Annotated in this window: 19 protein-coding genes and 1 pseudogene; 12 read left to right on the forward strand and 8 right to left on the reverse strand. The window is 62.7% G+C overall.

The features are described from left to right. Positions 1-103: 103 nt before the first annotated feature. Positions 104-688, reverse strand: coding sequence for a sugar dehydrogenase complex small subunit (locus AC26AR_RS08185; RefSeq protein ID WP_488107829.1), 585 nt, complete (start codon positions 686-688; stop codon positions 104-106). A 320-nt stretch (positions 689-1,008) separates the two neighbouring features. On the opposite strand from AC26AR_RS08185, the gene AC26AR_RS08190 reads away from it, so the two are divergent. From AC26AR_RS08190 to AC26AR_RS08205, 4 genes are all read left to right on the forward strand, one after another. Continuing rightward, positions 1,009-1,551: a carboxypeptidase regulatory-like domain-containing protein gene (locus AC26AR_RS08190; RefSeq protein WP_488107830.1), complete on the forward strand. Its 543-nt coding sequence runs from the start codon at positions 1,009-1,011 to the stop codon at positions 1,549-1,551. 74 nt (positions 1,552-1,625) lie between these two features. Further along, the gene (locus AC26AR_RS08195; RefSeq protein WP_488107831.1) at positions 1,626-2,357 is read left to right on the forward strand and encodes a helix-turn-helix domain-containing protein; all 732 of its coding nucleotides are present in this window, start codon (positions 1,626-1,628) and stop codon (positions 2,355-2,357) included. Between the two features lie 176 nt (positions 2,358-2,533). Beyond that, the gene (locus tag AC26AR_RS08200; protein ID WP_488107832.1) at positions 2,534-3,769 is read left to right on the forward strand and encodes a DMT family transporter; all 1,236 of its coding nucleotides are present in this window, start codon (positions 2,534-2,536) and stop codon (positions 3,767-3,769) included. Positions 3,770-3,955: 186 nt separating this feature from the next. Then, positions 3,956-4,921, forward strand: coding sequence for a DMT family transporter (locus AC26AR_RS08205; protein WP_488107833.1), 966 nt, complete (start codon positions 3,956-3,958; stop codon positions 4,919-4,921). Positions 4,922-5,060: 139 nt separating this feature from the next. Here the strand turns inward: AC26AR_RS08205 and AC26AR_RS08210 are convergent, their stop codons facing one another. The 5 genes and pseudogenes from AC26AR_RS08210 to AC26AR_RS08230 all read right to left on the reverse strand — a co-directional run bounded on the left by AC26AR_RS08210 (position 5,061) and on the right by AC26AR_RS08230 (position 10,154). Continuing rightward, positions 5,061-5,390, reverse strand: a complete 330-nt coding sequence (locus AC26AR_RS08210) for a HigA family addiction module antitoxin (protein ID WP_488107834.1) — start codon at positions 5,388-5,390, stop codon at positions 5,061-5,063. 14 nt (positions 5,391-5,404) lie between these two features. Next, positions 5,405-5,554 carry a type II toxin-antitoxin system RelE/ParE family toxin gene (locus AC26AR_RS08215; RefSeq protein ID WP_488107835.1) on the reverse strand — a complete coding sequence of 50 codons (150 nt, stop codon included), beginning with the start codon at positions 5,552-5,554 and terminating at the stop codon, positions 5,405-5,407. Between the two features lie 43 nt (positions 5,555-5,597). Further along, a pseudogene (locus AC26AR_RS08220) lies at positions 5,598-5,744 on the reverse strand (hypothetical protein); the annotation flags it as partial. A gap of 109 nt (positions 5,745-5,853) precedes the next feature. Then, complete coding sequence (gene codB / locus AC26AR_RS08225; protein WP_176493965.1) at positions 5,854-7,155, reverse strand: cytosine permease; 1,302 nt, start codon at positions 7,153-7,155, stop codon at positions 5,854-5,856. A gap of 548 nt (positions 7,156-7,703) precedes the next feature. Continuing rightward, a complete protein-coding gene (locus AC26AR_RS08230) occupies positions 7,704-10,154 on the reverse strand; it encodes an FdhF/YdeP family oxidoreductase (RefSeq protein WP_488107836.1) in 2,451 nt (816 codons plus the stop codon). A 337-nt stretch (positions 10,155-10,491) separates the two neighbouring features. Here AC26AR_RS08230 and AC26AR_RS08235 point away from each other — a divergent pair, with 337 nt between their 5' ends. Beyond that, complete coding sequence (locus AC26AR_RS08235) at positions 10,492-10,932, forward strand: hemerythrin domain-containing protein (protein ID WP_077376112.1); 441 nt, start codon at positions 10,492-10,494, stop codon at positions 10,930-10,932. 22 nt (positions 10,933-10,954) lie between these two features. On the opposite strand, the gene AC26AR_RS08240 is transcribed toward AC26AR_RS08235, so the two are convergent. Then, positions 10,955-11,893, reverse strand: coding sequence for a spermidine synthase (locus AC26AR_RS08240; protein ID WP_488107837.1), 939 nt, complete (start codon positions 11,891-11,893; stop codon positions 10,955-10,957). Between the two features lie 658 nt (positions 11,894-12,551). Here AC26AR_RS08240 and AC26AR_RS08245 point away from each other — a divergent pair. The 4 genes from AC26AR_RS08245 (at position 12,552) to AC26AR_RS08260 (ending at position 16,643) form a co-directional block, all read left to right on the forward strand. Further along, a complete protein-coding gene (locus AC26AR_RS08245) occupies positions 12,552-12,911 on the forward strand; it encodes a hypothetical protein (protein ID WP_488107838.1) in 360 nt (119 codons plus the stop codon). A 222-nt stretch (positions 12,912-13,133) separates the two neighbouring features. After that, the gene (locus AC26AR_RS08250; RefSeq protein WP_488107839.1) at positions 13,134-13,988 is read left to right on the forward strand and encodes an SDR family oxidoreductase; all 855 of its coding nucleotides are present in this window, start codon (positions 13,134-13,136) and stop codon (positions 13,986-13,988) included. A 333-nt stretch (positions 13,989-14,321) separates the two neighbouring features. After that, positions 14,322-15,344, forward strand: coding sequence for a patatin-like phospholipase family protein (locus tag AC26AR_RS08255; protein WP_488107840.1), 1,023 nt, complete (start codon positions 14,322-14,324; stop codon positions 15,342-15,344). A 111-nt stretch (positions 15,345-15,455) separates the two neighbouring features. Further along, on the forward strand, positions 15,456-16,643 hold the full coding sequence (locus tag AC26AR_RS08260) for a hypothetical protein (RefSeq protein ID WP_488107841.1): 1,188 nt from the start codon (positions 15,456-15,458) through the stop codon (positions 16,641-16,643). Positions 16,644-16,739: 96 nt separating this feature from the next. Here the strand turns inward: AC26AR_RS08260 and AC26AR_RS08265 are convergent, their stop codons facing one another. Continuing rightward, positions 16,740-18,206: an aminotransferase-like domain-containing protein gene (locus AC26AR_RS08265; protein ID WP_488107842.1), complete on the reverse strand. Its 1,467-nt coding sequence runs from the start codon at positions 18,204-18,206 to the stop codon at positions 16,740-16,742. A gap of 416 nt (positions 18,207-18,622) precedes the next feature. Between AC26AR_RS08265 and AC26AR_RS08270 the strand changes: the two genes are divergently transcribed. The 3 genes from AC26AR_RS08270 to gabT all read left to right on the forward strand — a co-directional run bounded on the left by AC26AR_RS08270 (position 18,623) and on the right by gabT (position 23,110). Continuing rightward, positions 18,623-20,047 carry an APC family permease gene (locus AC26AR_RS08270; protein ID WP_488107843.1) on the forward strand — a complete coding sequence of 475 codons (1,425 nt, stop codon included), beginning with the start codon at positions 18,623-18,625 and terminating at the stop codon, positions 20,045-20,047. Between the two features lie 158 nt (positions 20,048-20,205). Further along, entirely contained in the window at positions 20,206-21,699 is a 1,494-nt protein-coding gene (locus tag AC26AR_RS08275) for an NAD-dependent succinate-semialdehyde dehydrogenase (protein ID WP_084208602.1), read from the forward strand. A gap of 124 nt (positions 21,700-21,823) precedes the next feature. Then, the gene (gene gabT / locus AC26AR_RS08280) at positions 21,824-23,110 is read left to right on the forward strand and encodes a 4-aminobutyrate--2-oxoglutarate transaminase (RefSeq protein WP_371861075.1); all 1,287 of its coding nucleotides are present in this window, start codon (positions 21,824-21,826) and stop codon (positions 23,108-23,110) included. The last annotated feature ends 165 nt before the right edge of the window (positions 23,111-23,275 follow it).

Genomic DNA, 23,275 nt, shown 5'->3' on the forward strand with positions numbered 1-23,275 from the left:
TTCTCCTCAAGGTGCTTTGCGTCACCGCAGCGGGACTGCGATGTCGTCAGGGCATTCGTTGCCGCCCGCTCTCATGGCGATGCTGGCAGATGAACGAGTGGGTTCAGGCAGGACGCTCGGCCCAGAAACCGGGACGATTCGGGCAATAGGTCCGCACGACCTGGACATCGCGGGGACCTGCATACATGCCGGCATGTTCAAAGGCGATCACCTCGGCCTGCGGGTCGGTGGCAGATTGCCCCACCGTCCCCAGCATCCAGGCCTGCAGCACGCGGCGCACCAGTGCCATCTCGGCTTCGCTCACGTCATCCTCGCGCAGATATTCACGCTGCTCCCCCAGGGCCAGGAGACGATCTCTCAGGTCCACCAGCGTGCCAAGGCCCGGCACGCCATCGACGGGCGTACGCGCCAGTACCTCGAAGAACCGCTGCCCGAGGCGCTCATTGAGGACTCTGTCACTCAAGAGCCATGCCGAGAGGGACATGAAGGCGGCAAAGGCGCCATCCTCATCCGTCTCCCGGGCACTGCTGGTGACCGTTTGCGCCAGCGCCGACAATGGCAGGCTGGTCAGTGTCGCGGCACCGACTCCAAGCAGACCACGCTTGAGCAGGCGACGCCGGGAAGCATCGACGCGTGCGATGTCATGAGTCGAATCAGGCAAGGCATCGGTCTCAGGCGAAGTCGTCATGGGGCTCTCCGGGCAATCATGGGAACAGATACGCACACTCGAGCACGCTGGCAGGCCAGCAGCAGGTCAAGCGGGAAACATTAACATTGGGTGAATGGTAACAATTGTCACCCCCCTCATAGACGAAAGACTAATGAATCATGCGTTCGCACTTGCGCAACCCTGTCATCGCGCTCGATGCAACCCGAGCGAACGCGGCAGGCCCCACCCCTCGCCCCGGGAGCGTGGCTTACGTCTTTCGCGGCGGCTGACGTTTTCAGTCATCTCGCGGCACAGTAGGATGTGGACTTGATCCCTTCGTCATTCCAAGGATGGCCATCATGCTTCGCACCCTGCGTACCCCTCTCGCGTTGATTCTCACCACCACTTTGCTGGCAGGTTGCGAGAGCGCGTCCCGTATCGCCGACAGCATTTCCCTTCCGGACTTCGGCAGCACAACTCCCTCCGAGGACGGCGATCAGCGCGTCAAGCGGACAGTGGCCTTCCCGGAGGCGGAGTACGCCAAGCTCGACAAGACGGGAACCTCGGTCATCAAGGGCCGCATGTCCTATGACTGGCAGGGTCAGACGATCCATGCCAACCAGGCAGGCATCTCGATCGCGCCGGTCACCACCTACTCCGCGGAAGCCGCGGAACTGGCGCTGGCCGGCAAGACGGCAGAGCGCGCCGACCCGCGTGCCCAGGCCTATACCCATATCGTGCGCACCGACAGCAATGGCTACTTCAATGCCACCGGCCTGCCCGCCGGCACCTTCTATGTCGCCGGCGTCATCAAACTGCCCGATGGCACCCGCAGCCCGCTCATCCTGAGCCAGGTCCAGGTCGGGCGTGGTCAGACACGCAACATCGAACTGAGCCGCTGAGCGTGCTGAGCCCAGACTCCCGCGAGCCCCGGGCCTGCCACCCTGAGGGATGATCGACGAATGACCACGACACCATGACGGCACTCTCGTTACGTTCCTACACGCCACGCGCCGATGTGCATGATCACGAATATCCGCAGCTGGTGCTGCCTATCCGGGGCCATCTCGACATCCAGGTCGGCGGCTACACCGGTACCGTGGTCACCGGCGAATGCGTGATCATCCGCTCGGGCGAGATCCATCAGTTCCAGGCCCATGACGCGGCACGCTTCATCGTCGCGGACCTGGATTACCTGCCCGACAATCTCGCCGCCACTCGGCGCGTGGTGTTCTCCATCAGTACCCTGCTGATGAACTATCTGCTGTTTCTCGAAGCCCAGCTCCAGGGCAAGGTCGATGCCCAGATCGACCGTCTGGCCATCGAGCTGTTTCTGGGCCTGCTGGAGCGGCAGACCTGCGACAAGCGTGTCGATCGGCGTCTGCTCAGAGTGCTGGATGTCATGAACGAGCAGCTGGATCATCCGCATGACGTGGCATCACTGGCGGCTCTGGCGCATCTGAGTCCTACCCAGTTCCACAAGATCTTTCGTGACAACCTGGGCGTCAGCGTCAAGCAGTACCTGACAGCCCGGCGCATGGAGCGCGCCCGTGCGCAGCTGATCCATTCCGACCTCAGTGTCCAGCAGGTCGCCGAGGCAGTGGGCTATCAGAACCTGTCGGCCTTCACGCGGCGCTTCTCTCACCATTTCGGCATGACGCCGCGCGAGATGACTCGCCAGTACTCCAGCCTGACCATCTCCAGCTGAGCGTCTTCCCCTGACCTTCTTCAGCACCTCTCCCGCCCTTGACGCGGCGTTTCAGATGCCTGCTGGCTCACTTGGCTGTCTCCAGCAGAACGAAGCGTAGTTTCAGCACAATATCGATTCGCAATGAAGCGTAATCTCGTGGTCACCGAATCACCTTTCATTGCGAGCCATCAACCATGCAACACCGCTTAGCGAACGCTTCGCTCTCCCCGCTGTTCCAACGTCAGACCGGCAACCTGTGCGTACTGCTGGCTGCCTGCCTGTGGGGAACCACCGGCACGGCCGCCCACTTCAATCAGGGTGTGAGCCCGCTGGCCACTGGCGCCTTCGCCATGGGGGTGGGCGGCGTACTCCAGGCCATCCTGTCACGCCGCCATCTTCGCGCCGAGGCACACAAGCTGCTCGCACAGAAACACCTGGTGGCCTGGGGCGCTCTGTTCATCATCTGCTATCCCCTGGCCTTCTACTCGGCCATGGAATACACCGGTGTCGCGATGGGCACCGTCATCACCATCGCCACGGCCCCCTTGGCAGCCGCCGCACTGGAATATCTGCTGGACCGCAAGAAGGTCACTGCCAGCTGGTATGCCGCGCTGACGCTGGGAATGATCGGCGTCGCGCTGATGGCCATCGGCGAGACCGCGTTGCCTGAAGCCACGCCACTGCTGGAATCGAGTGGTGAGGGGGCGATGCTCATGAATGAGCGCAAGTTCATCGGCATCGCCCTGGGGATCGTGGCCGGCGCAAGCTACGCCACCTATTCGCTGCTCGCCAGACGCATGATGTTGCAAGGCACCCACGGGCGTGCGGCGATGGGCTGCCTGTTCGGCACCGCCGGTGTGGTGCTGCTGCTCGGCCTTGGAGCCGCCAGACTCATCCACGACCCGCGCCTGTTCGCCACGCCGGTGAATGCCAGTGTCGCCATCTACATGGCGCTGATTCCCATGCTGCTGGCCAGTCTGGTCTTCGGGCGTGGACTGGCCAGCGTGCCCATCAGTCGCGTCACCATGCTGACCATGTTCGAGCCGCTGGTGGCAGGCGTTCTGGCGGTCGTGGTGGTCGGCGAGCAGTTCACCATGATGGGGGCGGTCGGCATGCTGTTGATCATGACCTGCCTGATGCTGCAGCTTCGCTCCCGCGCCCCCAGGACACCGACGGCCAGTCCGCAGCCAGCGCCCACCGCATGGGCAAGGGCCTCCCACGCATCACGACGCCCTGACCTTGAGGCAGAGCGGGCATCTGATCTGGAGACTGACTTGGCGACGGGCCTCTGGGGTGGCAGCGATAGCGGGCAGGAGTCCTTCTGCGAAAGCGTCGCAATGCTCGACTACCCCACAGAGAGCCAGCACGGCTGGTCCCCATGCGGTAGTGGAGTCCGGCGACAGGACACCACGTTGAACGGATCTCACTGAACGGATCTCACTGAACTGGCCTCACTGAGCCGGTTGCACTGAGCTGACGACGGGGCGCAGACCGCAGTGACTCGCCGCGTTGTCGTGATCATGACAGAAAGTGGTTTCAGCACACTCTGCGTGCTCGCGGCATGCATGGCGAGCCGACGAGAAAGAGCGCACCTCTCACGCCAAAGGAATGCCTGGATGACAACGATCTCTCCTCTGACCTCCCAACCCTCGAAGTCGGGAGTGCTGGGCAGCCTGGCGGTGCTGTTTGCGGCGCTGCTGTGGGGCACCACCGGCACGGCGGCCCACTTCAATCAGGACGTCAGCCCACTGGCAACCGGCGCCTTCGCCATGGGGATCGGTGGGGTGTTGCAGGCGTGGGTGGCACGCCCGAACATCACTGATTGCCTGGGGCTTGTGTTGGCGCAGAAGCGCTGGGTATTGCTCGGCGCCGTGTGTGTCGTCATCTACCCGCTGGCCTTCTATACCTCGATGCATCTGGCGGGCGTCGCCATCGGCACGGTGATCACCATCGCCACGGCGCCCCTGGCGGCCGCGATACTGGAGCGCCTGTTCGGTCACCATCGACTCACGCCGAGCTGGTATCTCAGCCTCGCGCTGGGCATCGCCGGGGTGGTGATGATGGCATTGGGCGAAACGGGCCATCAGGGCATGACGACGCCCCTCGCCACGGGGCAAAGTGCTGACGGTCGCCTTGCCTTCACTGATGAACTGGCGCGCCTGGCAGGTATCGCGCTGGGCATCATCGCCGGGGTGACTTACGCCGTCTACTCGCTGATCGCACGGCGCATGATGGAAGGTGGTATCCACGCTCGCGCGGCCATGGGAAGCCTGTTTGGCGTCGCCGGCATCGCGTTGATCGCAGGCCTGGGCCTCAGCATGCTGGTGGCAGACCCGCGCCTGTTCGCCACTGCCGGCAACGCAGGCGTGGCACTCTACATGGCACTGGTACCGATGTTCCTCGGCTATCTCGCCTTCGGCTATGGCCTCAAGACCATCGCCGCCAGCAAGGCCACCCTGCTCACGCTGTTCGAGCCGCTGGTCGCTGCCCTGCTCGCCGTGACCATCGTCGGAGAACATATCGCTCCGCTCGGCTGGCTCGGCATGGTACTGATTGCCGTCTGCCTGGTGATTCAGGTGTAGCCGAAAACGACCTGAAGAATGACTGAAGCCTGAATAACAGAAAGCCCCAGCCTGAGGATCAGGCTGGGGCTTTCTGTGTTACTGGGCATGAACTGTCGGCCTCACGCCATCCCGATCTCTTGCCGTGAAGCGTGCGACGTCAATGCGAGGCAAGCTCGGCGGCATCAACTTGCGGCGTAATGCGACGTACGCCCTTGGCATCCTGCGCGTAGGCACGATGACGCACATCCCAAAGCTCCACAGCATGCTGGATGTTGAGCCAGAACTCCGGCGTATTGCCTAGCGCAGCCGCCAGCTTAATGTCCATCGGGGCCGTCAAGGCCCCCTTGTCATGAACGATACGGCTCAGGGTATTTCTGTGCACTCCCATCGCCTCGGCCAGTGTGCGGATATCGATCTCCATCGGCTCCAGAAACTCTGCCGTCAACATCTCGCCTACCGTCAGTGGGCGCCGCTGGGTGTTTCTCATCACTGCTACCTGCTCTAGCCCTTGTCAGCATGCGGGTCTAGATATGTTTGATGGGCAATCCCTGCCTCCCATCGAAAGATGAGTCGATACTGCTTGTTGACGCGAATCGAGCAATAACCTGCGAGATTGCCCTGGAGATGCTCGAAACGACTGCCTGGCGGCAATCCTCAAATCAGACTCCTGGCTTGCGGCATCGAGAATCTGCAACTTGCGATAGAGCGAACTTGAGAGCGCCGCAGGTATCTTGCGGTGGCCAACATCTTGCTCGTAGAAGCTCTCGAGCCACACATCCCTGAATTCCACCGCCATGGCAGCACCTTTTGCCCTCATTCTATGCACAACCCCGTTGTGCATCAAGTGACTCTCCCCTGACGTTTCTCTCCCCCATGAAAAACGCCCAACGAGTCCAGAACTCGTTGGGCGTTTCGTATTCCTCTGCCCTTCACATCAGGCGATCAGTCACTCATGCCGCCGTCTTGTCGGCCAGTTCGACCTTGGCAAGCTTGATCAGCCCGCCGTAGACGACGAAGGCGACCACGACACCCACGACCGGCGGCATGAAGGGGGAGCTCCAGGCACACAGGCAGGCGATGGCGTAGGCGGCGAGGCCCGGCCAGTGGTAATCCACCTTGGGCATCTCGGCGAGACGCGGATACTGGCCTCTGTGGCCGAGCCAGAAGTTGGCCATGATCACGCCGCCGATCGGCGGAATGAAGGTGCCGAGCAGAATCAGGAACGGAATCAGCCACTCATACATGCCGAGTACCGCCAGCACCGTGCCGATGGCCGCGCCGCCCAGGGTGACACGCTGACGATGCGGCGTGCGCAGCAGATTGCAGCCGGCGATGGCGAAGTTGTAGATGGTGTTGTCCTGCGTGGTCCAGATATTGAGAAACAGCATCAGCACGGCAAGGCTGACCAGCCCCTGGGCAATCATCACATCGACGATATCGGCCTGCTGATAGATCATCGCGCCGAGCGCACCGGTCAGCACCATCAGGCCATTGCCGACGAAGAAGGCCGCCAGCGTGGCGATCACGGCGATCTTCGGCGAGCGCGCGAAACGACTCCAGTTGGTCGCCTGGGTGCCGCCACTGATGAAGGTACCGATCACCGCCGTGATGGCGGCCGTCCAGCTCATGGAATCCGTGGGCGTCAGTGCCGCGAGTCCCGCCATGCCACCGACATCGACCATGCCGGTATAGAGACTGAACAGGATGAACAGCAGCATGGCCGGCACGGCAACGCGCGAGAGCATGTCGAGCCCGCGATAGCCGATCATCGCCGTCAGACAGAAGGCAAAACCGAAGATGACCATCAGCGGCGTGGTCAGCCATTCGGGCAAGCCGAGTGTCTTGACCAGCACGATGGCGATGGTCGCGGTGCCCCAGGCGTACCAGCCGATCTGGGTGAAGCCGAGCACGAAGTCCGACAGACGGCTGCCCTTCTCGCCAAAGCAAAGGCGCCCCATCAATACCGAGTTGAGACCGCTCTTGCAGGCGATGTAGGCCAGCGCCGCCGCATAGCTCCCCAGCAGCAGATTGCCGATCACGATGATCCACATCAGCTCATTGAGTTCGAAGGCCGCGCCCAGTGACCCACCGGCCCACATGGTGGCGGTGAAGAAGGTGAAGCCGAGCAGCACCATTGAAGTGGAGAGCAGCCCACGTCGTGCCGAAGCGGGGACTTCGCTCAAGGGATAGTCGTTGCCTGCGGCCGAAGCCAGCGGTGAGGTCTGTGAAGTTGATGAGCGGTCATCTGCCATGCGGGGTATCCCTCGGACTCGTGCATCGCGCCTAGTCTCTTCGTGTGAGGCCGTGTCAGCCGGAGTTAAGGTGCCATGCTTTCTCGCCACCTGGCAGATCGCTCTCATGGAACGCTGCGCTCGACGGGCAGCGCGTCGGTCGATGAGAGCCTGCCAACTGCTGGCGAAGTGCGGATGGGCGGGACTTGCGATCGCCACCCAACCACCACGCAAGAAACGCGCCAGTCCTTGAGATGCCCGCGTACCTGTCCGCGGACTGCCCGGCACCATAACTTGTCCTTGGCGTCAGGATCCCGCGCTGGAGGGGGTGTGAGGCAGCCATTGGCGCAGCAATGCCCTCTCTGACGTATCGCTAGCGTCACTTGGCCGGTGATGGCGCAAGATCCCCGTAAGATGCCCTCAATATGGCAGTAACCCACAAAAACGCCACGCGGCGCACTCTTTCAGTGCAGCGCGTGGCGTTGATCGCATCGTCCTTCCCTCACGTCATAACCTGACGCCGAGTGCAGGATGCAAATTTTTTTCAGACATTCCCGGTCAGAGGGGCCTCAAGCGCTTGCCAGCACTCCTTCACTGGCATTGACCTCTTCGCTGTCCATCAGACGCAATCTGACAGGCACCGATTTCGAGGCCGGCGTATTGCTGCGCGCATCACGGTGATCCAGCGGAATCAGGTCATTGGTTTCCGGGTAATACGCTGCCAGACAGCCGCTCGGGATATCGTAGGCCTTGAGCTTGAAACCGGCCATGCTGCGCTCGACACCATCCTCACTCACGGTTTCCATACGCACGCGCTGGCCCTCGGACAGGCCGAGCGTTTCCAGATCCTGCGGGCTGATCATCACCACCATGCGCGTCCCGTAGACGTCCCGATAGCGGTCATCATTGGAATAGACGGTGGTGTTGAACTGATCATGGCCCCGCATGGTGCTGAGCAGGAAGGTACTGTCCATGTCCTGCGTCTCGTGGGTGACCTTGTCGAGGCCCTGCTCATCGGTGCCAAGTCCCTCGGGGAACAGGAAGTTGGCGCGCCCGGAGTCGGTGTGCCAGATGCGCTCACGCGGGGCGATGCGGATGTGGAAGCCACCCTGCGCCAGGCGGGCATTGTAATCCGGGAAGATCTGCGGGAAGACCTGTTCGATACGGTCGCGAATGCGCGCGTAATCCGCCTGCAACCAGTCCCAGTCAAGCGTGGGATGCGCCGGCAGTGTGGCCTTGGCCAGCTGACAGGTGATGGCGATCTCGGAATGCAGGCTGGCATCTGCCGGCGCCATCACGCCGCGTGAGGGCGAGACATTGCACATGCCGTCCTCGACACTGGTGGTCTGCTCCGCGCCCTTGCCATCGGCGCCGGCCTGCAGATCCCGCTCGCTATGACCCAGCGTCGGCAATACCCAGCCGTGCTTGCCGGGATGCAGATGGCTGCGATTGAGTTTGGTGGCGACATGCACCGTCATGTCCAGCTCGTGCACCTTCTCCACGATGCGCTTCTGGTCCGGAATCGCGCGGAAGAAGTTGCCGCCCATGCCGATGAAGGCCCGTGTCTCACCACGCAGAATCGCTTCACAGCATTCGGCGACATCATGGCCGTTTTCCCGTGGGCACTGGATGTCGAAGACACGATCGAAGGCATCCAGCATCGCCCCGTTGGGCAGGTTCTCGATACCGACGGTGCGATCCCCCTGCACATTGGAGTGACCGCGCACCGGACAAGGCCCGGCGCCGGGCTTGCCGATATTGCTGCGCAACAGCAACAGATTGACGATCTGCTGGATGGTATCGCCGCCGCGGGCGTGCTGGGTGATGCCCATGCCCCAGCAACAGATCACGCGCTCGGCTTCCAGATAGGTCTGTGCCGCCTGCTCCAGTGATTCGCGCGACAGGCCGGACATCTCGACCAGATCCTGCCAGTCTAGCTTGCGGCAGTGATCGGCGAAGGCCTCGAAGCCGTGGGTATGCTGCGCGATGAAGTCATGATCCAGCAGCCCCACCGCATGCGGATTGCGCTCACGCAGCGCATCGTCGGCCTCGATCACGTACTTGCACATCGCCTGCACGGCAGCGAGGTCACCGCCGATGCGCAGCTGATGGTACTGGGTGCTGATCTCGACGCCCTTGCCGCTCAGCATGTCCCTGGGCGATTGCGGGTCGGCAAAGCTCACCAGCGCCCGCTCGCGCAGTGGATTGAAGCTCACCACCTCGGCGCCGCGCTCACGCGCCTCGTGGAGATCGCCCAGCATGCGGGGACTGTTGGTGCCGCTATTCTGGCCGAAGATGAAGATGGCATCGGCCTGCTTGAAGTCCTCGAGATTCACTGTCGCCTTGCCGATACCGATGGACTCCGGCAATGCCCGGGAGGTGGTGTCGTGACACATGTTCGAACAGTCGGGGAAGTTGTTGGTGCCGTACATGCGCCCGAACAGCGAGAACAGGAAGGCCGCCTCGTTGGAGGTGCGCCCCGAGGTGTAGAACTCGACCTGGTTCGGGTCGTCATAATTCTTGAGACGCTCACCGATCTCGGCGTAGGCCGCTTCCCAGCTGGTGACCTCGTAGCGATCCTCAGCCGCGTTGTAACGCAGCGGATGCGTGAGGCGCCCTTCCTTCTCCAGATGATGATCCGTCCACTCGCGAAGCTGGCTCACGGTGTTCTGAGCGAAGAGTTCATCGCTGACGCGCTCACGCGTCGCCTCCCATGCCAGTGCCTTGGCACCGTTCTCACAGAAATTGGCCCCCTTGGGCTTGTCGCCATTCGGCCAGGCACAGCTCGGACAGATGAAGCCATCCGGCTTGTTCATCTTCATCAGGCTGAGGTGGCCCTTGACGGGCAGATGCTCCTGCCAGATGAAGGTCTCCACTGCCTTGAGCGATGGCCAGCCGCCGCCCGGTGGACGATCTAGCTGGCTGCCGGAAAGCTCGGCAGACAACTCAGGGGCGTGGGAGCCTTTGCGACTGAAGGTATCCGGGGTGTCGGAGCGGGAGGTGGTCGCATCGTGTGACATGTCAGGATTCCTGGGCAGCGCCTGCTGACATGTGAGGCGGCAGCAGACAATAAATGAGCGATACCTCATCTCTTGCTCTCACGCGGGGGATTTTCAAGGGCAACCGGCGTTGCGCCCTTGAAGTTCTTTCGATCCGCCACCAGAGTTGTACATACCTGACACAATGAGCTCGAGAAAATGCGCTGACACGGCGAGCCCCTGACAGACGTGAGCCGTCTTCTGGAATGCTGGAACTCCAAAAGCTTGAAGGGAGAAGCTGAGAGTCCGGCAAGAAAAGAGACAGGCCACGCGTCTCGCCCAGCCACTCGACAAGCTGACGCTGATGAGGAGCCCGAACATGACCATCTTTGAAGCCCTGCGCGAGACCCACGACGAACAACGCCGCCTGCTGGACATGCTGCTCAAGACCGAAGGTGACAGCGAGCCTCGCGATGACCTGTTCAAGCGCCTCAAGGAATCGCTCACCAACCATGCGGGAGCTGAGGAGCGCGCGCTCTACATCCCGATGATGGAACACGACATGACGCAGGAAAAGGCGCGTCACAGCGTGGCCGAGCACCATGAAATCGATGAGCTGGTCGAGAAACTCGAGACGACGGACTACAGCTCACCGGGCTGGCTGGCCGCCGCCAAGCAGCTTGAGCATCTGGTGACTCACCATCTGGACGAGGAAGAGCAGGAAGTCTTCCAGCTGGCCGGTCGCGTCTTCGACGACGCCACCAAGCAGCGACTCGCCGATGAGTACCTGAAGGACATGAAGGCTCGCGAAGCGGCCTGATATGTTTCCTGACGCCTAGCGCCTAGCGCCTGACGCCTGACGCTCGACAATAGCCAGGCAGGACATGACACGGGCTGGCCACATGACGTGGCCAGCCCGTTGTCGTTGATGGCGGTCGAGAAGTTGGCGAAAGAGGCTGACGCCCCGGCCGCACGGCATTACCGGCGGCGGCTGCCTTTCGCCCCGGCACCCTTGAATGAGCCGCCAGCACGCTTGCCCTTGTTCTCTCCCTTGCCCGCCCCTGGCCCGGACTCGGAGGTCGCGGAACGTCCACATGACGTGCGATCCAGATCGTATGCCTGGCTCCGGACGTGCCATGGGCATACACCTGACGTGCCTCGACCTTTAAACCGGCCCGCGACAGACGCTGCGAGAAGCGCGCATCGGCCGTGGCCGACCACACTGCCAGAATGCCGGCAGGACGCAGTGCCCTGGCGCATACCGCCAGCCCTTCCGCGCTGTAGAGCCAATCATTGTTGTCAGCGGTCAGTCCCTCCGGGCCATTGTCCACATCCAGCATGATGGCATCGAAGCCGCCAGGTGCTTCGCGCAACACCTCGGCCACATCGCGATTCTCGACGGTCGTGCGCGGATTGCGGATCGGATACCCCGCCTTGGCCCCCAGCGGGCCGTCATTCCAGGTGATCACGCCCGGCACCAGCTCGGCGACCACCACCTCGGCATCTGCCTTGAAGTGCGCAAGCGCCGAGGCCAGCGTGAAGCCCATGCCCAGACCGCCGATCAGGACACGCTGCGGCGCCGACGGCGTTCCGCGACTCTTCAGCAGGCCAGCAGGAATCTCTGCCAGCGCGTCTTCCGAGCCATGCATGCGGGTATTCATCAGCTGCCCCCCCTTGCCGCTCTCTATCTTGATGACGAAGTCCTCGCCATACTCGAACAGACAGAGCGAATCCGTGGTACCGGGGATCGGGGCGGTATCGAGCAGCACAAAACGTTTCATGGCATATCCAGGCTAGAAGAGATCACGCGACAATCGATACCTGCAGGCAACTCCAGCCGGGGCGACGCGCATTGACGCAATATCCCGCTGGCAGGCATCTGCATGATCCAGAGGGGCGTTATCCTACTAGCCATGCGCGTCATGGCGATAATGGGCCAGTCACTCCACAGGGATAGCTGCCAGAAAGGACAACAGCAGTGGCAACGGTTGAGAGACAACATAGCCCCTGCAACAGAACTGGCACATTCTCGTGATATCTCTAATACTGGCTAGGTGGTTACGAAAATCCACAATCGTTAATCAATGGAAGTTGCATAATGCAAAACGCTGGCGCGAAGGTGCCAGACACGCGGCAGCGATGCTCTCTGGCTTGAGCGCCAGCCAGACCACGGCCTGCTCGGGAGATCGTGCCCGCCACGCATGCCTCTCGGGTCATTGCCTGACCCCGCCTTGAGGCGACACACTATGGGGAAAGGCGGTCTGCGGGACAGGCGAGAGGGTGATTTAGCACGACGATTCACGCACGCAAACAACGACACCTATAACAGCGACGCCTGACAGAAAGACACTCTCACGTGGCGGCAGACGCCGTCATGACCAGCGAATGACACGCATCATCCGCACTCGGGACACCGAGTGCCATCTAGGGGAACCACCAATGCCACACACCACCCCAGAGCAACTGGCGACCATCAGTGCCGAAAAGGTAGAGGAACGCTTTCGCGGTCTGCATCCCATCGTCGCGCTGGTGTCAGCCACGCGACTGATGCAATACCTGGAGCGTGAGGGCCTGATGCTCCAGGCACACCGCCGCCTGTGTGCCTGCATCATCCGAGAGGCCCTGCCCACGCTGGAAGCCGGTCCGGGGCATGACCCCGAGAACCTGCCAGAGCTCAATGTCCAGGCCTCACCTCTGCAACGGGAGCAGACGCATGCCCCCGCCGTGGCCTCCGTCTCGCCCCAGGGGGCCCCCACCCCGGCGACCGTGCACGACAAGCCACAGGGCGTCGTTTCCTGAACCGTTGACACCTGGCCTGAGCCAAAGATGACACCCCCGCCCGTTGCTTTCCCCTGAGCAACGGGCGTTTTCATTGGTGGCATGACCCGGCCCCACATGAATATCAAGTTTTTTGAATATAGGGGTTTGAATCCGCACGAAGATCCACATGTCATTCAGGTAGGCGTTCGCGTCTGAAGGCGATTGCGTCGTCATCATGATTCACGGACAAGGAGTGACAGCATGAGTCAACTACAACCCCCGCAGCATCAGGATCATCAACCGGGTGATGAACATCGCATGCAGCCTCGCCCCGAATATATCCGGGAAGGCTATCAGGGCAGCGGAAAGCTCAAGGGCAAGGTCGCCGTCATCACCGGAGGCGACAGCGGCATCGGGCGCGCCGCCGCCGTACACTTCGCGCGCGAAGGTGCCAACTGCATGATCACCCACGTCGGCAGCGAGGAAGAGGACGCCAAGGAAACCCTCCGACTGATCGAGGCCGAAGGTCAGAAGGCCAGCCGCATCGCCGGTGACATCGGTGACCCGGCCTTCTGCCGCAAGGTGATAGAAGGCACGCTGGAGGAATTCGGCAAGCTCAACATCCTGGTCAACAACGCCGCCGAGCAGTACGACTGGAATGACGTGACCGAGATAGATGACGAGCAGCTCGAACGCACCTTCAAGACCAATCTCTTCAGTCACTTCTATCTGATCAAGGCCGCCGTCCCGCATCTTTCCAGGGGCGACTCCATCATCGCCACCTCCTCGGTCAACGCCTTCAAGGGCAATGACAGCCTGATCGATTACAGTGCCACCAAGGGGGCCATCCAGGGGCTGGTACGCTCGCTGTCCGGCACGCTGATGGACCGCGGCATCCGCGTCAATGCCGTGGCCCCCGGCCCGGTCTGGACACCGTTGATCCCCGCCAGCTTCGAGGATGACAAGGTCGCCGAATTCGGCAAGCAGGTACCGATGGAGCGCCCCGGGCAACCCAGCGAGATGGGCCCGGCCTACGTCTATCTGGCCAGCGACGATTCAAGCTACATGTCGGGACAGACGATCCACCTCAATGGTGGCGTCGTGCTCAACACCTGATCACGATGCGTCCTCGAACGCTTCACTGCGCCAGCGACTGGTGATCACTGTCCGGCCAGCGACGAGACGATCACCACGCAGCAACACCAAAGGCCACCCGATCCGGGTGGCCTTTTTCACATCCCCATAGGGGTCTGCTCAAGGAATGCACACCGCGTCTCAACGCTTGTGCCGCGTTCGAATCACCTCTTCTCCCTGCCAGTATCAGGCCCTCCTGTCGGTCCGTATCAGGCATTTCACACGGATGGACAGCGTTGGCCTCTCTATTCTGGTAGCAGCCCAGGGAATGCCATGGGCAGGAAAGGAACGTCACTCGCGCTGCAGGAGGCCTGCATGTCCAAGCTGATTCTCTCGCTGGATGGGGGCGGCATACGTGGGGCAGCCACCGCTCGGTTTTTGATGCATGTCGATGCGACACTCAAGCGCGACCACCAGACCACACTGCGCGACTGCGTCGATTTCTACGCAGGCACCTCTACCGGCAGCCTGATCGCGCTGGCGCTGGCTACCACCGACATGAGCCTCGAGGACATCAACGGGCTCTACAGCGCAACCAATGCCAGGAAGATCTTCGTCGACAACCGCGGCTGGTTCGAACTCGATGGCATCAATGCGCCCAGGTACGAGGCCAAGGGCAAGAGCGCGATGATCAAGAAGCATCTCGGCCAGGCCAAGCTCCGGGATGTCCCTGACGGCAAGCAGGTCCTCGTCGTCACCTACGGGATCGAGAGACGCCGCCCGCATGTGTTGAAGTCCAGCAAGCGCGAGCATCACAAGCTGCTGGCCTGGCAGGTGGCGGATGCCTCGAGCGCCGCGCCCACCTACTTCCCGACCCGCGACATGAAACTCGGGACGGACAATGAGCAGACCTGGCTGATCGATGGTGGCGTGATCGCCAACAACCCGACCATGTGCGCCATCGCCGAGGCCTGTCGACTGTGGCCGCATGACACCCGGCGCGTGCTGTCGATCGGTACCGGGACGCGCACGCGCAAGATCAACGGCCCGGATTCCCAGCATTGGGGCGCGGTGCAGTGGATGCTGGAAGGCAGTCTGATCGACGTGCTCTCCGACGAGAAGGTCGTCGGCTATCAGGCCATCACCATCTCGCCGCCGGGCAGCTACATCCGCGTCAACGCCGAGATGCGCCCGCAACCGGGATTGCCCAGGGCGCCTGACGATGCGATGGACGATATCAGCGTCACCAATATCCAGCGCCTCAAGGGCATGGGCGACTTCTGGTTCGCGCAGTACGGCGAGGCAGCGGTGGCGCTGATCATGGACCACTATCGTGGCCCGTCGCTGGACCGCATCGACCCCGCCACCGGTAAGCCCGAGACCTATGAGCCTCACTGAGCACGCCTTGCACGACGCGAACTCGGAGACGCCTGTCAGCGATTTTGCTACTCTGCGCTGCCATGCTCCACGCCGACCCGAGTGTCCCCGATGCCCCAAGGTAGTTCGCCAGTGTCTCGCCGCCCCGCCACCCGCCTCCTGACAGCGCTCAGTCTGTCATTGGCGACCCTCGCGCCCACCCTGACGCCGGGTCTCGCCCTGGCAGCCGACGACATGCACTTCGACCAGCCGGAAGCCTTCGCCACCTTGAAGAAGGCGGTCGGCTATTTCGATGAAATGGACACCTTGCCGGAAGAGGCCTGGATCAGCCGCGATCAGGCCTCCGCGCGCAGCGATATGGACGAGATGATCGAGGAAGCCATGCAGGCCCTCGACGTGCCGGAACTCTCGACCCTGCGCAGCACCTATCGACAGGTCGAGGACAAGATTCGCGAATCGCGTCGTGAGATTTCCGAATTGAAGGAAAAGCGTATCCTGGCGCCCGACACCGAGGTCTCGACGCTGACGCGTTTCACGCCTACCGATACCCTGCGCGAATTCACCGCCAGCACACGCGGCGATTATGACCTGCTGATCGCCGCGCATGAGAAGAACATCACCGCCTATCAAGGCGAGCTGACCACGCTGGAAGACAAGCTGGCCGCGCGGCTCGAGGAGATCGGCATCACCCTGACGCCGGACCAGGTCCAGGTGTGGCTGTCCTCGGTGGTCGGCGACGACGTGCTGACCATGAGTGTCGTGTTTGCCAGCATCAAGTCGGTGGCCCAGCAGCTCGCCGAGCTGACCCGCGACAGTGGCGAGAATCTGGACTACGCGCGTCGCTACTACGGCATGGTCGTCATGCTCCACCGCATGATCGTGACCATGCAGCAGGACTTCATCACGCGCGTGGATGACGAGGTATTGCCGCAACTGCAAGGGTTCGCCGACGAAGCCGAAGCCACCACGCGGGATGCGCGGGCGCTGATCAAGCAAGGCGGCTCACGTGAGAGTCTGGAGAATAACATCCGCGCCAATGCGCTGACGCTCAAGACGATCAACCTGTATCGCTCGCTGGTGAGCGAGCAGCGCGACCGCGTCAAGACATCGCTCACCAAGAGCCAACTCGAACTTGCAGTGGCGACCAATACCTATCGCACCGTCAAGCTCAGCGCGCATGTCGCCGACCTGATCCGCCAGGGCGTCAAGACCTTCGACACCCTCGCCGGCCTGCAGGTACCGGTCGCCACCAGCTTCGAGAACAGCGCCATGCGTGAGGAATTCCGCAAGCTGACCGAGCGTATGCAGCAGGCAAAGTAGCACTCGCGTTCAGTGTCGATACCACGCCTTCGCCCTGCCGGGCGGAGGCGTTTTCAATTCTGACGCTGCTCATTGCCGCGTCAGCGGAGAGCCGCCCTACCGGATGTCGCGCATGGTCAATATGCTCTCCAGCGTGCGTCTGAGGCGGGCCACCTCACTGACCAGACTCTCGCCCGCCAGCATGCCGACCCCCAGCACCAGGCCGCGCCGCGAGTCCTCGCTGCTGCAGACCATACTCAGTGGCCGCACGATCAGATGCTCCTTGACCATCAGTTGCGCGACACGCCTGTCATCGATCTCGGGGGCGAACTGCACGCACAGGCTGATGCCGCGCGAGGGCGGCGAGACGCTGATCACGCCCTTCACCTGACACAGCTGGTCATGCACCACCTGCTGTCGGCCGAGATAATCGCGCTGGATGCGCTGATACCAGGCATCGAGATCCCCATCGGCGATGAACTGCGCCAGAACCGCCTGATCCAGCATGCGCCCCTCGCGAAACACCTCGCTGCGCAACCGATTCATCGGCCCGGCCAGCGCGCGCGGCACCACCAGATAGCCCAGCCGCAGGCCAGGAAACATCAGCTTGGAGAACGAGCCCACCAACAGGCGATTGTCGGCGTCCGGGTCAAACAGCAGCTGATCATGGTCATCGCCACTGAACTCGTAGTCATCCTCGAGGATATAGGCGGGCTGACAGGCCTCGCAGAGCGCCAGCTTGTCACGCCGTGAGGTAGGAACACTCAAGGGATAGTGATGCGAGCCGGTGAAATAGGCGATCTGCACCGGACGACGCGCCAGCAGGGCGATCTCGTGGCCCGGGGCATCGGCGGTGTCATCCCGGGGCCGCCAGGGAATCAGCTGGGTCTCGAGTCCGGCGGCCAGAAAGACATTGCGTGCCCCCCAGTAGCAGGGCGACTCCATCACCACCTGCTGGCCGGCGTCCGCCAGCGCCAGCGCGCACAGCTCGATGCCGTGGTGGGTGCCCTCGGTGATGATGATCTGCTGGGTATCGCAATCGATGTTGCGCCAGCGGCGCAGAAAATCCCGAATCTCCCGCTTGAGCGGGCCATAGCCACCGCTGGAATACGACAGCAGCAACGCGTTGTGGGGCACCGTGACGCTGGCATACAGCTGACGCCACTTGCGCATCGGAAAGCGCGCGATATCCGGAATGCCCGGCACGAAGGCGCCACTCTGGATCAGACTCGCCCCTTGCCCGCCCAGCACCCGGCGTGCGCGAGTGGAGAGCGGCAGTGGCGCAGGTGCCTCGGGCGAGGCGCTGCCGGGTCTCGCGGCATGCGGGCGGCGCGTCCAGGTGCCCTGCCCCTGCCCGGTGTGCAGATAGCCTTCCTCGATCAGCGACTTGATGGCCAATGACAGGGTGTTGCGTGCCACGCCCAGCGCCTCGCACAGCTTGCGATGCGCAGGCAGCCGTACCCCCACCGGCCATTGCTCACGAATCATCTCGAGCAATGCCTGCTCCAGCCGCACCTGCTTGCCCAGGGCCTGCGACTGGCGGCGATAGCACTCGATCAATGGCTCAAGCGTGGCCAGTTCCATGCAGGTCTCCCGATATCGTTCATGTAGCACGTAACGTCCATACGCTGCATAAATCACGTGAGCAACCAGCCTGGCTGGCGGGGTACAGCGCCCATTCATCCCTGATTATCCGCAGTCCACCAAGATTGGTCCAGTCAAACGCTCAATTGGTCTATTCGCCTGAACAGTGGCCGCTGTTAGCGTGTCCCTCAGGCGCTGCCTACTGACTGATGCTCACAGCCCACGATGGCTGGATCGCTCCTGCGATGTCGACAGGAGCGAATTTTTCCCACAAGCCTCAGCCAGCGACAGGACTGACCTTGCACCTGCTTACCCGCCAGAACGTTCGGCAGAGGACAGCAGACGCACACGAAAGACATCAGCAGGTCCGGCACCGCCATATAACAAATTCCAAGATCGACTCGGACGCATCCCCCATGACCCAAACAACTCCCCCTGCAGAACAACTTGTCAGAGTCCTCGCCCGCGGCGACGTTCTGGCCCTAGCCTTCGGTGCCATGGTCGGCTGGGGCTGGATCGTCCTGACCGGCGGCATGATCCAGAATGCCGGCAGCATCGGTGCCATCATCGCCTTCATCATCGGCGGCATCGCCGTCGTGCTGATCGGCCTGACCTATGCCGAACTGGCCGCCGCCATGCCTAAGGTGGGTGGCGAACATGTCTACAGCTACCGTGCCATGGGACATTTCTCGTCCTTCCTGTGCACCTGGACCATCATTCTCGGTTACCTGAGCGTGGTGTCCTTCGAGGCGGTGGCCCTGCCGACCGTCATCGAGAACCTCGCACCCGGCTATGCCGTCGGTCACATGTGGACCATCGCCGGCTGGGACGTCAAGGCCACCTGGGTCGCCGTCGGTGTCGGCGGGTCTCTGGCGATGATGACGATCAACTATGTCGGCATCACCACGGCAGCGCTGCTGCAGAAAGTCGTGACCGGCGTGATCCTGATCGCCGGTGTCCTGTTCGTGACCGGCGCCCTGTTCGAGGGGGACGTCGCCAACATGACGCCGCTGTTCACCCAGTCTGAGGGTGGCGTGACGGCTGGCATCATCGCGGTGCTGGTGCTGGTGCCCTTCCTGTTCGTAGGCTTCGATGTCATCCCCCAGGCCGCCGAGGAGATCAATCTGCCCTACAACGCCATCGGCAAGGTGCTGATGATGTCCGTGGTACTGGCAGTGGTGTGGTATGCGCTGATCATCCTGGCCACCAGCCTGGCACTGGATCACGACTCCCTGCTGGCAAGTTCACTGAGCGTGCCGGATGCCATGCAGGCACTGTTCAACACACCCTGGGCCAGCAAGCTGATGATCCTTGCAGGTATCGCCGGCATCATCACCAGCTGGAACGCCTTCTACATCGGTGGCTCGCGCGCCATCTACGCCCTGGCGCATGCCGGCATGCTGCCGGCCGCCCTCGGCAAGCTGCACCCGAAACACAAGACACCGACCAATGCCGTACTGCTGATCGGCCTGCTGTCCTGCATCGCGCCCTTCTTCGGTCGTCCGGCACTGGTGTGGATCGTCGATGCGGGCGGGCTGGGTATCGTCATCGCCTATCTGTTCGTCGCGATCTCGTTCCTGATCCTGCGCATCCGTGAGCCGGACATGCCGCGCCCGTTCCGCGTGCGTCACGGCAAGCTGTGCGGTGTGCTGGCCATCCTGCTGTCCTTCGCCATGGCCTGTCTGTACCTGCCGGGCAGCCCGTCCGCACTGACCGGCACCGAGTGGCTGATCTTCGGCGCCTGGATGGCACTGGGCCTGGTGATGTACGCCATCGCCCTCAAGCAATTCGGCCGTGAATACAGCGACCGCATCATGGCACCGGCCTTCACCGCTCACTGAGCAAAGGCCTCGTCATGTGACCGCCGGGCAGGTCCGTCCGCCTGCCCGGCCCCATCGGACTCGACTACCGCGAGCCGATATCAGGACAGTCCGCGCGATTCGCCAGCGCTGTCCACTCAATGAATGCACTGCACGCCAGACCGCCAGAGGAGCTCCACATGTCCCGTATTGCACTCCCGACCAGCGACTTCCTGAAGCGCTACGTCAACTCGGAGAACAGCCGCGACGTCTTCGTCCCTGCCTTGATCGGCAGCGAGCGCCGCGAGACCGGTACCACCTTCAACGTGACCAATCCGGCGACTGGCGAGCAACTGGCCCGTGTCGCGGAAGTCAGCGCCGAGGATACCCGTGACGCCGTCGCCGCCGCCGAGATCGCCGGCAACGCCTGGAAGAAGGTGCCGGTGAAGGAGCGCTCCGCCCTCTTGCGCCGCTGGTTCGACCTGGTGCTTGAGCACCGGGAAGACCTCGCCCAGCTGATGACCCTGGAACAGGGCAAGCCGCTGGCGGAATCGCGTGGCGAGGTGACCTATGGCGCCTCCTTCATCGAATTCTTCGCCGAAGAAGCCAAGCGCATGGCCGGTGAGACCCTGCCGTCCCACGGTGCCGACAAGCGCCTGATGGTGCTGCGCGAGCCCATCGGTGTGGTGGCGGCCATCACGCCGTGGAACTTCCCGCTGGCGATGATCACCCGCAAATGCGCGCCGGCGATCGCCGCAGGCTGTGCCGTGGTCATCAAGCCGGCCGAAGCCACCCCGCTGACTGCGCTGGCGCTGGCGGATCTGGCGCTGGAAGCCGGCCTTCCGGCAGGTCTGATCAGTGTCGTCACCGCCATGAAGCCGATCGCCATCGGCGAAGTGCTGACCACCGACCCGCGCATCCGCAAGGTCTCCTTCACCGGCTCCACCCCGGTGGGCAAGACGCTGATGGCGCAGTGTGCCTCCACCGTCAAGAAGACCGCCATGGAGCTGGGCGGCAACGCGCCGTTCATCGTCTTCGATGATGCCGATGTCGATGCCGCCGTCGACGGTGCCATCGCCTCCAAGTTCCGCAATGCGGGCCAGACCTGCGTATGCACCAACCGCTTCCTCGTCCAGGACGGCGTCTACGATGCCTTCGTCGAGAAGCTCGCGGCGCGGGTCGCCGCCATGCAGGTCGGCGATGGCCTGGTCGATGGCAACACCATCGGTCCGCTGATCAACGGCGCTGCCGTCAGCAAGGTCCAGAGCCACGTCGATGACGCCATCGGCAAGGGCGCGCGCCTGGTCACCGGTGGCAAGCCGCACGCCCTGGGCCACAGCTTCTTCGAGCCCACCGTGCTGGCCGATGTCACCACCGAGATGGTGGTGGCGGATGAGGAGACCTTCGGGCCGCTGGCACCGGTGTTCCGCTTCCACAAGGATGAAGACGCCATCGCGATGGCCAATGACACGCCCTTCGGCCTGGCCGCCTACTTCTACGCCACCGACTACCGTCGCATCTGGCATACGCTGGAAGCGCTGGAATACGGCATGGTCGGGGTCAATGAGGGCATGATCTCCACCGAGCTGGCGCCCTTCGGCGGCATCAAGGAGTCCGGTCTGGGTCGTGAAGGCTCCCATCACGGTCTGGAAGAGTTCACCGAGCTGAAGTACGTCTGCATCGGCGGCCTCTGACTTTGTGAGGACGCCTCGCGACGATGCCTCGAGAGGACGTCTCACAACGCTATCCCACCACGTTTACTAGACAACGGTGGCATGGCCCGCGCCATGCCACCGGCAACAAGAAAAGGAGCCTGACATGAGCCACTCTCAGCTGAGCAACGAACAACTCGACGTCCTCAAGCACAAGTACGTCGCCAAGGGTGCCGTCACCGCCACGCCGCAGTTCGCCGACACCGCGCTGAACGCCGAGATCTGGGATGCGGACGGCAACCGCTGGATCGACTTCGCCGGTGGCATCGGCGTGCTCAACCTGGGTCACCGTCACCCGAAGGTCGTCGCCGCCGTCAAGGCACAGCTCGACAAGGTCATGCACACCGCCGCGGGCGTCATCTCCTACGCCCCGTACGTGCAACTGAGCCAGAAGCTGGCAGAACTGACGCCGGTGCGTGGCCCGGAACGCAAGACCCTGCTGGTCAATTCCGGCGCGGAAGCGGTCGAGAACGCCATCAAGATCGCACGTGCCGCCACCGGCCGCAGCGGTGTCATCACCTTCGACGGCGCCTTCCACGGCCGCACCATGATGACCCTGGCGATGACCGGCAAGGTGCTGCCGTACAAGAACGACTTCGGCCCGATGCCGGGTGACATCTTCCGTGCGCCCTACCCGAACCCGATTCACGGCATCAGCGAAGAGCAGTCCCTGAACGCCATCCGCACCCTGTTCAAGACTGACATCGCACCGCATCGCACCGCCGCCATCGTCATCGAGCCGGTGCAGGGCGAAGGCGGCTTCTACATCGCCTCGCCGAGCTTCCTCACCGCGCTGCGTGAGCTGTGTGACGAGCACGGCATCCTGCTGATCGCCGATGAAGTGCAGTCCGGCTTCGCACGTACCGGCAAGCTGTTCGCGATGGAGCACAGCGGCGTCGAAGCCGACATCATGACCATGGCCAAGAGTCTGGCCAACGGCATGCCGCTGTCAGCCGTCGTCGGTACCGCCGAGGTGATGGATTCCTCCGGTCCGGGCTCTCTGGGCGGCACCTACAGCGGCAACCCGCTGTCCTGCGCCGCGGCCCTGGCCGTCATCGACGTCATCCGCGAAGAGAACATTCTGGAGCGCAGCACCCAGATGGGCGAGCAACTGGCCGCGCGTTTCGCCCAGTGGGAAGAACGCTTCGCGCATGTCGCGCACTCACGCAACCAGGGCTCCATGGCGGCCTTCGAGCTGGTGGACGCCGATGGCAAGCCGGACCCCGCCGCGACCGCTGCCGTGTGTGCCAAGGCCAAGGAGCTGGGGCTGATCCTGCTGTCCTGTGGCTTCTACTCCAACTCCATTCGCGTGCTGGTGCCGTTGACGGTCGAGCCGGAAGTGCTGGAAGAAGGTCTCGACATCGTCGAGAAGGCGCTGGAAAGCCTCGTCTGATCGGTTGCCTTTTCCGACACACGTGTAACAGAACGGCCACCTTCGGGTGGCCGTTGTCGTTTCCAGCGCCACTCGCTGCGCTGGAGGGAAACCCTGGGCCGAGAAATGAATCGCAAGCTCATTACCCATCTAACCATATAGCCAATCAACCCAAGCAGCCTTTTG

It is taken from the genome of Cobetia sp. PS-4MA (assembly GCF_057670765.1).

Bases quoted from the DNA above. Each gene is read 5' to 3' on its own strand.
- AC26AR_RS08185 (WP_488107829.1), bottom strand. From the start codon at position 688: ATGACGACTTCGCCTGAGACCGATGCCTTGCCTGATTCGACTCATGAC.
- AC26AR_RS08190 (WP_488107830.1), top strand. From the start codon at position 1,009: ATGCTTCGCACCCTGCGTACCCCTCTCGCGTTGATTCTCACCACCACT.
- AC26AR_RS08195 (WP_488107831.1), top strand. From the start codon at position 1,626: ATGACGGCACTCTCGTTACGTTCCTACACGCCACGCGCCGATGTGCAT.
- AC26AR_RS08200 (WP_488107832.1), top strand. From the start codon at position 2,534: ATGCAACACCGCTTAGCGAACGCTTCGCTCTCCCCGCTGTTCCAACGT.
- AC26AR_RS08205 (WP_488107833.1), top strand. From the start codon at position 3,956: ATGACAACGATCTCTCCTCTGACCTCCCAACCCTCGAAGTCGGGAGTG.
- AC26AR_RS08210 (WP_488107834.1), bottom strand. From the start codon at position 5,390: ATGAGAAACACCCAGCGGCGCCCACTGACGGTAGGCGAGATGTTGACG.
- codB (WP_176493965.1), bottom strand. From the start codon at position 7,155: ATGGCAGATGACCGCTCATCAACTTCACAGACCTCACCGCTGGCTTCG.
- AC26AR_RS08230 (WP_488107836.1), bottom strand. From the start codon at position 10,154: ATGTCACACGATGCGACCACCTCCCGCTCCGACACCCCGGATACCTTC.
- AC26AR_RS08235 (WP_077376112.1), top strand. From the start codon at position 10,492: ATGACCATCTTTGAAGCCCTGCGCGAGACCCACGACGAACAACGCCGC.
- AC26AR_RS08240 (WP_488107837.1), bottom strand. From the start codon at position 11,893: ATGAAACGTTTTGTGCTGCTCGATACCGCCCCGATCCCCGGTACCACG.
- AC26AR_RS08245 (WP_488107838.1), top strand. From the start codon at position 12,552: ATGCCACACACCACCCCAGAGCAACTGGCGACCATCAGTGCCGAAAAG.
- AC26AR_RS08250 (WP_488107839.1), top strand. From the start codon at position 13,134: ATGAGTCAACTACAACCCCCGCAGCATCAGGATCATCAACCGGGTGAT.
- AC26AR_RS08255 (WP_488107840.1), top strand. From the start codon at position 14,322: ATGTCCAAGCTGATTCTCTCGCTGGATGGGGGCGGCATACGTGGGGCA.
- AC26AR_RS08265 (WP_488107842.1), bottom strand. From the start codon at position 18,206: ATGGAACTGGCCACGCTTGAGCCATTGATCGAGTGCTATCGCCGCCAG.
- AC26AR_RS08270 (WP_488107843.1), top strand. From the start codon at position 18,623: ATGACCCAAACAACTCCCCCTGCAGAACAACTTGTCAGAGTCCTCGCC.
- AC26AR_RS08275 (WP_084208602.1), top strand. From the start codon at position 20,206: ATGTCCCGTATTGCACTCCCGACCAGCGACTTCCTGAAGCGCTACGTC.
- gabT (WP_371861075.1), top strand. From the start codon at position 21,824: ATGAGCCACTCTCAGCTGAGCAACGAACAACTCGACGTCCTCAAGCAC.